The following is a 9,151-nucleotide window of genomic DNA, read 5'->3' as shown; positions in this document are numbered from 1 at the left end:
ATGTAATCGGTTATAAACTACTCCGACGGCATTATTGGCCATTTGAGTGAGGTTTTTCCTCTCACTTTCCCCTAATAATCCTCCTAAATATTGTCTGAAGCCGTTTTTTTGCGCTTCGTTTTTGAAGCAATTGTCAAACCGTCCACACCATCGGTCAAAGCATGGGGGCATCGCGGCTGGGGTTGTCTCTTTCATCGCTGATTTTTCAACGTAAAGTCCTTATTCTGTAACGATTATACTCGATTAAACCTTTGTTGAGCGTTTAAGTCCCATTAGGTACTTAAGCTGGCAAAGAAGGCACCATCCACACCGATTGAGTGCCGTCGAGGTCGGTATCTGGTCCAATTAGCGCTGGGTTGCGGTAGCCCGGGAGGACGGAGACGGCGAAAACCTCCTCCACGCCGCTATTAAACCAAAAAGTTGCCACCAGTTGACCGGTAGCTAGATTGATAATAGCCAACCCGCACCGCAATTGATTGCGTCGCTCATCCAGGGGTAAACCGCCAAAAATTGCCGTTTCCCGAATTTGGGACAACCCGACAAAGGCGTGACCTTCCCAACAGTCCAAACCCCGGGTAAAACCGGGCAATTCCGCCACGATTTCCGTGCTGCCAGTTTGGGGATGCCAACGGTTCAAGGTTCCATAACCGGAATTGAGGAAATAGAGATTACCCTGGTAAAGACGGGGAGAATGGGGCATGGCTAAACCCCGGAGAATCACCTCTCCCCTCGGCACATCAATTAAGCATCCGCCTTGTGCCTTATTCTCTCGCCAGAGGCTTTCCTCGTTGGTTTCCCCCAATGCCGTCACATATACGGGAGTGCCGCTATTTTCAGCCATAGCCAAGCCATTGAGGTGACATCGGTCTCCGGGGACTAACTCGGTAATAAAAGGCGGTTTCCACTGGGGGAGAAAACTCCAATTTCCTTCGATGGTTGCCAGACAGTTAAATAAGGTATTGACCACCCAAAGGCGATTACTGCCAAAGGCCAAATCATGACCCATAATCGGGCCGGTGAGGTGAGAGGAACGAGCTAAAAAAGCGATATCCTGTTCTCCTTCTGGTTTAATCTGGGGGGCAATCTCTCGATTAGCGGGTAAATGCCAAATTGCCTGACGAGCGCCCACAGCAATTCCGGTAGCAGTTCGGGTTAAACCCATCGCTTGGTCAAAATGGGCGAAACTCACCCGCATTTGTCCTTGATAAGTGCCAATGCTGGCCACTCTTCCCGCTTGGTAGGTGGAAATCAACACCGACAAGTCAAGCTGGTTGAGTAATTCCGGCAGATTGAGGCTGTACTCATAATTGACCGGCACCGCTTGGCGCTGAGTTGGACTCGCTGCTGGCTCTTGAGTATCTGAAAACTGGTTAGTCTTGGGCGGCAAGCTGTCCATAGAGTTTTTTTGGCTATAGATTAGAGTCGATGGTGATAATTGATTATTGTTTATGATTTGTTGACTAAGGGGTTCTAATTAATCCCCCCTTGCCCCCCTTGCCCCCCTTAATAAGGGGGGTGGTGATGGGTTTCAGTTGGTATTAATGGGGTTCATTATAAACAAACTAATCAATATTACTTGTAAAGTTTTCTTAACTTTTTTTGTATCAAATTTACTTGAACGGGAGCATTAAATACTTATGATTGAGTTTGTGTAAAACACTTTTGCAATTATGGAATTGACCAGATCTAGCCAAGAATTTAGCTTAAGCTTATTCTTTTGGATATAAACTTGATTCTGGAAAAACTATTGGTAATCAGAAAATGCTGACTTCATCGCCTCCCAATCTCTCGCAACTTGCCCTTTTATTTCTCAAAATCGGCATTATCGGTTTTGGTGGTCCGGCTGCCCATATCGCTTTAATGGAGGAAGAAGTGGTTAAGCGTCGCGGTTGGATGACTAAGGAGCGATTTCTCGATTTGGTGGGGGCCACTAATCTGATTCCTGGTCCTAATTCCACGGAAATGGCTATTCATATCGGTTATATTTTTGGTGGTTTAGCGGGTTTAATAATCACGGGGGTTTGTTTTATTACTCCTGCGGTGTTAATTACGGGTTTTCTAGCTTGGATTTATACTACCTACGGGACTTTACCCGATGTGGCCCCGATTTTTGCCGGCATTAAACCGGTAGTAATTGCGGTGATTTTTCAGGCACTCTGGCGCTTAGGCAAAAAGGCACTGAAAACCCGTCAATTACTCTTCATCGGATTGGGAGTTATCGGATTATTAATTTTAGGTTTAAATGAAATTATCGCTTTACTGTTAGGCGGAATTATCGGGATGTTTATCCTAAAAAAATTCGCTACTTTTCCCCTGATTGTGGCAGGAATAGGCGGTGCGACGGCGGTTGCTACTCCTAGCAATATCCCACCGACATTAACAGGATTAGGGCTATTTTTTCTCAAGGTGGGTAGTGTTTTATTTGGTAGTGGTTATGTGTTAGTTGCCTTTTTAGAGGGGGATTTAGTGCAGGGGAAAGGATGGTTAACCCAGCAACAATTATTAGATGCTATTGCTGTGGGTCAATTTACCCCCGGTCCAGTGTTATCTACAGCCACTTTTATCGGTTATCAAATATTAGGAGTATCGGGGGCAATTGTGGCAACTCTAGCGATTTTTTTTCCTTCTTTTATCTTTGTTTTATTACTTAATCCTCTTATTCCTAAATTGAGAGAATCGGCTTGGGCAGGGGCTTTTTTAGACGCGATTAATGCTAGTGCCGTGGCTTTAATGGTGGCAGTAATTTTTAATTTATCCCTGGCTACTTGGTTACAACCCTACGGTAATTTACCTTTTAATTTATTGGCTATCATTCTATCTCTTATCTCCGCTATTCTTTTACTACGTTTTCAGGTTAATTCTACTTGGTTAATTCTTGCTGGTGCGCTTATTGGTTTGCTATTGAAACAATTAGGTTAGGGGGAAATAAGTAAATGGTTATAATTAAATAGATTTTGCCTTTGCTCCCCCCTTGATCCCTAGGGTTGATTCAAGGTAGGGTTGATTTAAGGTAGGGTTGATTTAAGGTAGGGTTGATTCAAGGTAGGGTTGATTCAAGGTAGGGTTGATTTAAAGTAGGGTTGATTTAAAGTAGGGTTGATTTAAAGTAGGGTTGATTTAAAGTAGGGTTGATTTAAGGTAGGGTTGATTTAAGGTAGGGTTGATTCAAGGTAGGGTTGATTCATGAATCAACCCTACCCTTGATACCCGCTTAATAAGGGGGGTGCTGATTTGTTAAACTGAGCTTTTCTACCCAGTTATAAATCTGATTGCGGTCTAGTCTATAGCTGAGGGGATGAGCGATTAATCGAGCGCTACTAGCAAATAATTCGGCGATTTCTACTAAACCATTTTCGCGTAAAGTTCGACCGGTGGAAACTAGGTCAACTATCGCTTCTGACATCCCCGTAATCGGGCCTAATTCTACAGAACCATAGAGAGGTATAATCTCGACGGGAATATCTAAACGACGAAAATAATCCTTAGCACAATTGACAAATTTTGAGGCGACTTTACCGTGATGGGGAATATCTAAGGGACTTTGATAGGGACTATCAGCAGGGACAGCTACCGACATCCGACAGTAACCAAATTTTAAGTCAATTAAATTAGCCACATCGGGAGATTTTTCCAATAAAACATCATAACCGGCGATGCCTAATTGTGCCTGACCGTATTCTACATAAACGGGTACATCTGTGGCTCTGACTAATAACGCTTTCGCTTGGTTAGTGGGATCGGTAATCTGTAATTGGCGATTTTTTGAGTCAAGAAAGGCACTAAAATCTAAGCCAATTTTCTGAAATATTTGGATACTTTCGTTTAGTAAAGCACCCTTCGGTAAGGCAATTGTTAGCATAGAGGGAATTATGAATTGGGAAGTGGGGGAGTGGGGAGTGGGGTGTGGGGTGTAGGGTGTGGGGTGTAGGGTGTGGGGTGTAGGGTGTAGGGTGTGGGGTGTGGGGAGAATAAATAAAAAATAATCTCCTGACTCCTGAATCCTGAATCCTGAATCCTGAATCCTGTCTCCTAACAGCTAAAATCATAACTGATAACTGATAACCGAGATGGCAGTAAGTTCTCTAATGACCACATCAGCTAATTGTAAATCTTGATGGGTTTCCGGTTGCCAACTAATTGCGATCGCCGCCGATGATTTTGCCTGTTTAGCCATTTCCCAATCGGCCCTAGTGTCCCCCACCATCAGGGTTTTGTCCACTGCGGTCCCCAAAGCTTGACAGGTTTCTTGCAATAATAGGGGATCGGGTTTACTTAAACCTCGATCGCATCCCCGGGCAATTTTAATATAATTTAATAGGTGATTTTCCTTGACAAATTGCTCAACTCGTGCTGTGGTATCGGAGGAAAGAATCGCCAATTGTAAACCAGCCGCGTGCAGATAACGAATTACTTCTAAACATTGGGGATAGAGGGGATTGAAGCGGGGGGGAACCTTTTCATCGGCCGCTTGAAAGGCTACTTTTGCGATCGCCATTGCCGTTAACCAATCCCGACCGGTGGAAGCAATACAACCGGCAGCGGCGATATGATTATCTCTGCGGCTGCCCACTGCCATTAAACCGGCAGGATTGAGACTATTTGCCCCAATACCGAAAGTTTTAGTTAATAAAGACTCTAAACCAGGGATTTGCGATTCAATGGCTTGTATCCGGGCTATAGCTCGATCGTACCAGAAAGCTCGCGAATCCTCTAGCGTACCGTCCTTATCAAAAACAATCCCTTGAATATCTCTAAATTCTCGATTACCACAGCGAATTATCGGCAAATAAACCTCCTTATTTTTACCTATATTGTCAGTCATCATTTTAGCTTTCAGGATTAAGGAGACAGGATTCAGGAGACAGGAGATTATTTCTATTTATTCTCCCCATCCCCCCACTTCCCTACTTCCCACTTCCCTACTTCCCACACCCTACACCCCACACCCCACACCCCACACCCTACACCCTACACCCTACACCCCACACCCCACTTCCCCACACCCCACACCCCACTTTCCTATACCTTTTAAACAGGATTTAGTATTACTCCTCAAAAGCGGCTTTTTGCTGACGGACTAAATCGACACCGCGGGAAGTTCCCAGACGGGTGGCCCCGGCCCGGATAAGAGCGATCGCTTGTTCTAGGGTGCGAATTCCGCCGGATGCTTTAATTCCTACCCGGCCTTTGCTAATTTCCTTGAGAAACTTCACATCGCTAACCGTTGCACCTCCAAACCAGCCGGTACTGGTTTTTAGATAACTAACTCCTGCATCCATGCAAATTTCCGCCGCTAAACGTTTCTCGGTGTCCGTCAGTTGCGAGGTTTCCAGAATCGCTTTCACCGTCTGGCCGGTTTCCTGACAAATACTAGCAATTTCTTGGAATAATTGCTCAGATTTCCCATCTTTTAGCCAACCGAGATTAATAACCACATCTAACTCCTTGGCACCATTATCTACGGCTTCTAAAGCCTCATAACGTTTAACTGCGGAGGTAGTGGCCCCTGCGGGAAAACCAATCACGGTAGAAACTAAAGTTTTTTTGCCGTGGAGTAACTGCACCGCTTGCTTAACGGCAGCGGGATAAACGCAGACGGTGGGAAAACGATATTGTTCGGCCTGTTGACAGTAAGCCTCTAATTGTTCACTGGTGGCGGTGGGGATGAGGAGAGAATGGTCGATATATTGTGCTAAATCTAGATCAGAATCGGTGATAGCCATTATCTACGCCTCAATATAGTCAATCGATCGCTATTTTCTCATTTTATGGAAGTCACACAGCAAAGTCATCTCTCGCTAACCTAGAAATTCCGAGACTAGCAAAAATCCAGTAACCTAGGAAGAAACCGTCACAAGTGAAGACTAGGAGACAATAGACCTATGTTAGAAGCCTATCATCAGCACGTTGCCGACCGAGCGAAATTAGGTATCCCTCCCCTTCCCCTCAACGCCCAACAAACGGCGGAATTATGCGAAATACTCAAAAATCCGCCCGAAGAACTCAGGGGAGAATTGCTGACCCTGCTGCGTGACCGTGTTCCCCCCGGAGTTGACGAAGCGGCCTACGTTAAAGCGGGATTTTTAACAGGAATTGCCAAAGGTGAAATAAAATCTAACGTTATCTCCCCCCAGGGTGCGGTTAGCTTACTGGGAACCATGGTCGGTGGTTATAACGTTCATTCTCTGATTGAACTGCTGAAATCCAGAGATATTAATATCGCCGCCGCTGCTGCCAGCGCTTTAAGTAAAACCCTGCTGGTATTCGACGCATTTAACGAGGTTTTGGAATTATCCGACACCAATCCCTATGCTAAACAGGTTATCGATGCTTGGGCCAATGGCGCTTGGTTTATCGCTAAACCGAAACTTGCTAAAGAAATTACCGTCACCGTTTTCAAAGTACCCGGGGAAACCAATACAGATGACCTATCTCCCGCTCCCCATGCCACCACCCGGCCCGATATTCCCCTCCATGCCTTGGTAATGTTAGAAACCCGTCAACCGGGGTCTTTAGAAACCATTGCCGAATTGAAAAAATTAGGCCATCCGGTCGCCTATGTGGGGGATGTGGTCGGGACTGGTTCCAGCCGAAAATCGGCGATTAACTCGGTTCTCTGGCATATTGGCGATGATATTCCCTTTGTGCCTAATAAACGTGCTGGTGGCTATATTTTAGGCAGTAAAATCGCCCCTATCTTCTTTAACACTGCTGAGGATTCCGGCGCTTTACCGCTTGAATGCGATGTTAGCCAAATGAACACGGGGGATGTGATTAAAATCTATCCCTACGAAGGCAAAATCACCAACGAAGCGGGCGCAACTATTAGCACCTTTAGCCTCAAACCTGAGACAATTCTGGATGAAGTGCGGGCCGGCGGTCGTATTCCCCTCTTAATCGGTCGCAGTCTCACCGATAAAACCCGTCACGCCTTGGGACTTGAGGCTAGTACCCTATTTACTCGTCCAACTATGCCTAGTGACACGGGTAAAGGTTACACCCTAGCGCAAAAAATGGTCGGCAAAGCTTGCGGTTTACCCGGGGTGCGGCCGGGTACTTCCTGTGACCCAATTATGACTACGGTAGGGTCTCAGGATACCACCGGCCCGATGACCAGGGACGAGTTAAAAGAGTTAGCCTGTTTAGGTTTTAGCGCCGATTTAGTCATGCAGAGTTTCTGTCACACGGCAGCCTATCCGAAACCGGTTGATATTCAAACTCATCACCAATTACCCGACTTTTTCTCTACCCGGGGTGGGGTCGCTTTACGTCCGGGAGATGGCATTATTCACTCCTGGTTAAATCGGATGTTATTGCCGGATACGGTGGGGACTGGAGGCGATTCTCATACTCGTTTTCCCCTGGGAATTTCCTTTCCTGCGGGGTCGGGTTTAGTGGCATTTGCGGCCGCTTTGGGAGTAATGCCTTTGGATATGCCGGAATCGGTTTTAGTGCGTTTTACGGGGGAATTACAACCCGGTGTAACTCTGCGCGATATTGTTAATGCTATTCCCTACGTCGCCATCCAAGAAGGCAAATTAACCGTGGAAAAACAGAACAAAAAAAATGTTTTTAACGGTCGCATTATGGAGATGGAAGGGCTGCCGGATTTGAAATTAGAACAGGCTTTTGAGTTAACCGATGCCACGGCGGAACGTTCCTGCGCCGGTTGTACGATTAAGTTAAGTACCGAGACAGTGGCGGAATATTTACGCTCTAATGTGGCCCTGTTAAAAAATATGGCAGCCCGGGGTTATAGTGATGCCAAAACTATCCTACGTCGGGTAGCAAAAATGGAACAATGGTTAGCTAGTCCCGTCCTGATGGAGGCGGATAAGGATGCCGAATATGCGGATATTATCACCGTCAACTTAAACGAGATTAAAGAACCAATTGTTGCTGCACCCAATGACCCCGATAATATCAAGTTAATGTCGGAATGCGCCGGGGATAAAATCGATGAGGTGTTCATCGGTTCTTGTATGACTAATATCGGTCATTATCGCGCCGCCGCTAAGATATTAGAAGGAGCAGGAGTTGCTAAGGCTAAACTGTGGATTTGTCCCCCCACCCGCATGGATGAAAAACAATTGCGCGATGAGGGAATGTACGGCATTTTTGCCGCTTCTGGGGCGCGTACCGAGATGCCGGGATGTTCCCTTTGTATGGGTAATCAAGCGCGGGTTGAAGACAGAGCGACGGTATTTTCAACCTCGACTCGTAACTTCAATAATCGCATGGGAAAAGATGCGCGAGTCTATCTCGGTTCCGCAGAATTAGCGGCGGTTTGTGCGCTGCTCGGACGCATTCCCACCGTCGAGGAATACCTCGCAATTGTCACCGAGAAAATTAATCCTTTTGCTGGCGATTTATACCGCTATTTGAACTTTAATGAAATCGCTGGTTTTGAGGATGAAGGCCGGGTAATTCCCCTAGAAGATTTACCTAAAATTGAGGATATCTTAGGGATTCCTTCTGGTGTTTTGAGTTAGTTGACCGGTTATGGGTCATTTCGATCGAGGCGAAAGATTTCTTTTGATTTCGATCAAGATGACCCCTCTAACGATCGAATTTTCGACAATTATAGGATTTTTTTCGATATACGGAATGACAACTCGATAAAATAAAAATATGAAATTCGAGTGGGATCGACAAAAGAACCGAGCGAATATCATCAAGCACGATCTAGACTTCGCGGACGCGCAGCGGATATTTGAACATCCCATTCGAGTTTCCCTTGACGAACGAGAAAATTATGGCGAAGATCGATTGATAGGAATCGGTACGCTCGATGGCCGAGTGGTAGTTGTCGTTTTTACAGAACCGAGTAGAGATACAATTCGTATTATTTCACTTCGTAAAGCTTTACCCTATGAACGAAAACGATATGAACAATACCTCCGAGACGAATTGGGAGAAAGTTGACGCTCTTACGGAAGAGGAAATCGACACATCCGATATTCCGCCCTTAACCGAGGAGTTTTTTAGTAAATCGCGGTGGTGGAAACCTGTAGAGAAAGTAAATGTTCTTGTTCAAGTAGATCCCGAAACCCTAGCTTGGTTTCAATCACAGGGCGAGGATTGTGAACAAAAAATGTCCGCCGCTTTACGGATTTATGCGGAGGCTCACAAAGTATAGTCAAGTTTAGTT

At 45.7% G+C, this 9,151-nt stretch carries 9 protein-coding genes and 1 pseudogene; 5 read left to right on the top strand and 5 right to left on the bottom strand.

The window, feature by feature from the left end; translation table 11 throughout:
- A pseudogene (locus tag O9334_RS00370) lies at positions 1-195 on the bottom strand (IS701 family transposase); the annotation flags it as partial.
- Between the two features lie 85 nt (positions 196-280).
- Complete coding sequence (locus tag O9334_RS00365; RefSeq protein ID WP_045357495.1) at positions 281-1,396, bottom strand: TIGR03032 family protein; 1,116 nt, start codon at positions 1,394-1,396, stop codon at positions 281-283.
- 365 nt (positions 1,397-1,761) lie between these two features.
- Between O9334_RS00365 and chrA the strand changes: the two genes are divergently transcribed.
- Positions 1,762-2,919, top strand: coding sequence for a chromate efflux transporter (gene chrA / locus O9334_RS00360; RefSeq protein ID WP_287998330.1), 1,158 nt, complete (start codon positions 1,762-1,764; stop codon positions 2,917-2,919).
- Positions 2,920-3,211: 292 nt separating this feature from the next.
- Here chrA and hisG read toward each other — a convergent pair whose 3' ends face one another.
- Together hisG and O9334_RS00350 are read right to left on the bottom strand one after the other, a co-directional pair.
- A complete protein-coding gene (gene hisG, locus O9334_RS00355; RefSeq protein WP_287998326.1) occupies positions 3,212-3,859 on the bottom strand; it encodes an ATP phosphoribosyltransferase in 648 nt (215 codons plus the stop codon).
- A gap of 183 nt (positions 3,860-4,042) precedes the next feature.
- On the bottom strand, positions 4,043-4,825 hold the full coding sequence (locus O9334_RS00350; protein ID WP_287998322.1) for an HAD family hydrolase: 783 nt from the start codon (positions 4,823-4,825) through the stop codon (positions 4,043-4,045).
- Here O9334_RS00350 and O9334_RS00345 point away from each other — a divergent pair.
- A complete protein-coding gene (locus tag O9334_RS00345) occupies positions 4,812-5,081 on the top strand; it encodes a hypothetical protein (RefSeq protein ID WP_287998320.1) in 270 nt (89 codons plus the stop codon). The genes O9334_RS00350 and O9334_RS00345 overlap by 14 nt on opposite strands.
- Here the strand turns inward: O9334_RS00345 and deoC are convergent.
- A complete protein-coding gene (gene deoC, locus O9334_RS00340; RefSeq protein ID WP_002797255.1) occupies positions 5,046-5,723 on the bottom strand; it encodes a deoxyribose-phosphate aldolase in 678 nt (225 codons plus the stop codon). The genes O9334_RS00345 and deoC overlap by 36 nt on opposite strands.
- 159 nt (positions 5,724-5,882) lie before the next feature.
- Here deoC and acnB point away from each other — a divergent pair, with 159 nt between their 5' ends.
- The 3 genes from acnB to O9334_RS00325 all read left to right on the top strand — a co-directional run bounded on the left by acnB (position 5,883) and on the right by O9334_RS00325 (position 9,139).
- Complete coding sequence (gene acnB / locus O9334_RS00335; RefSeq protein ID WP_287998315.1) at positions 5,883-8,492, top strand: bifunctional aconitate hydratase 2/2-methylisocitrate dehydratase; 2,610 nt, start codon at positions 5,883-5,885, stop codon at positions 8,490-8,492.
- Between the two features lie 139 nt (positions 8,493-8,631).
- Positions 8,632-8,925, top strand: a complete 294-nt coding sequence (locus O9334_RS00330; RefSeq protein ID WP_002735016.1) for a BrnT family toxin — start codon at positions 8,632-8,634, stop codon at positions 8,923-8,925.
- Positions 8,873-9,139 carry a BrnA antitoxin family protein gene (locus O9334_RS00325; RefSeq protein ID WP_002746336.1) on the top strand — a complete coding sequence of 89 codons (267 nt, stop codon included), beginning with the start codon at positions 8,873-8,875 and terminating at the stop codon, positions 9,137-9,139. Before O9334_RS00330 ends, O9334_RS00325 begins: the two co-directional genes overlap by 53 nt.
- Positions 9,140-9,151: the final 12 nt, after the last annotated feature.

This window comes from Microcystis sp. LE19-8.1F (assembly GCF_027531715.1).
GTDB classification, from domain to species: domain Bacteria; phylum Cyanobacteriota; class Cyanobacteriia; order Cyanobacteriales; family Microcystaceae; genus Microcystis; species Microcystis wesenbergii_A.
Note: the sequence above shows the minus strand (reverse complement) of the source record. Positions and strands in the feature narration are given on the sequence as shown.

Excerpts from the sequence above, each read along its gene's own strand:
- O9334_RS00365 (WP_045357495.1), bottom strand. The coding sequence starts at position 1,396 with ATGGACAGCTTGCCGCCCAAGACTAACCAGTTTTCAGATACTCAAGAG.
- chrA (WP_287998330.1), top strand. The coding sequence starts at position 1,762 with ATGCTGACTTCATCGCCTCCCAATCTCTCGCAACTTGCCCTTTTATTT.
- hisG (WP_287998326.1), bottom strand. The coding sequence starts at position 3,859 with ATGCTAACAATTGCCTTACCGAAGGGTGCTTTACTAAACGAAAGTATC.
- O9334_RS00350 (WP_287998322.1), bottom strand. The coding sequence starts at position 4,825 with ATGATGACTGACAATATAGGTAAAAATAAGGAGGTTTATTTGCCGATA.
- deoC (WP_002797255.1), bottom strand. The coding sequence starts at position 5,723 with ATGGCTATCACCGATTCTGATCTAGATTTAGCACAATATATCGACCAT.
- acnB (WP_287998315.1), top strand. The coding sequence starts at position 5,883 with ATGTTAGAAGCCTATCATCAGCACGTTGCCGACCGAGCGAAATTAGGT.
- O9334_RS00330 (WP_002735016.1), top strand. The coding sequence starts at position 8,632 with ATGAAATTCGAGTGGGATCGACAAAAGAACCGAGCGAATATCATCAAG.
- O9334_RS00325 (WP_002746336.1), top strand. The coding sequence starts at position 8,873 with ATGAACGAAAACGATATGAACAATACCTCCGAGACGAATTGGGAGAAA.